The organism is Nonomuraea insulae, assembly GCF_042656245.1.
In genome coordinates this window covers 27,565-28,067 of the sequence record NZ_JBHSPA010000033.1, presented here as the reverse complement: position 1 = coordinate 28,067, position 503 = coordinate 27,565, and the positions used below count along the sequence as shown (strand labels likewise).

The 503-nt window shown below is 77.7% G+C and carries 1 pseudogene; it reads left to right on the top strand.

The annotated features are described in order from the left end of the window. Positions 1–503: pseudogene (locus ACFPZ3_RS29505) on the top strand (lysylphosphatidylglycerol synthase transmembrane domain-containing protein); the annotation flags it as partial.

Below are 503 nucleotides of genomic sequence, written 5' to 3'. Positions count from 1 at the left end.
CGCCGCGCTGGCGCACCTGCGCGCCCCGCAGCCGGGCTGGCTGGCCGCCGCGCTGGCCGAGGAGCTGGCCTCGATGGGGATGTACGCGCGGATGCAGCGCCGCCTGCTGCACGCGGCGGGTGTGCGTTCCTCGTTGCCGCAGCATGTGGCGCTGGCCTATGCCGCCCATTCCCTCAGCGTCACCCTGCCCGGCGGGCCCGCCTTCTCCACCGCCTTCAACTACCGGCAGATGCGCCGCTTCGGCGCCAGCCCGGCCGTCGCCTCCTGGGCGATCGCCCTGTCGGCCGCGGCCCTGGCCGTCATCACCGCCGCCGCCGCGCTGGCCGCGCACGACCGTCTGAACTGGCCCACCCTGCTCACCGTGACCTCCTGCGCCGTGCTCGTCGCCGCCGGCGTCCGGCTGCTCACTCGCCGCCCCCACATCGCCCTGTCGGCCGGCCGCGCCGCGCTGGCCGTCGTCAACCGGGTCCGGCGCCGCCCCGCCGCCGACGGCCTCGAGGCCG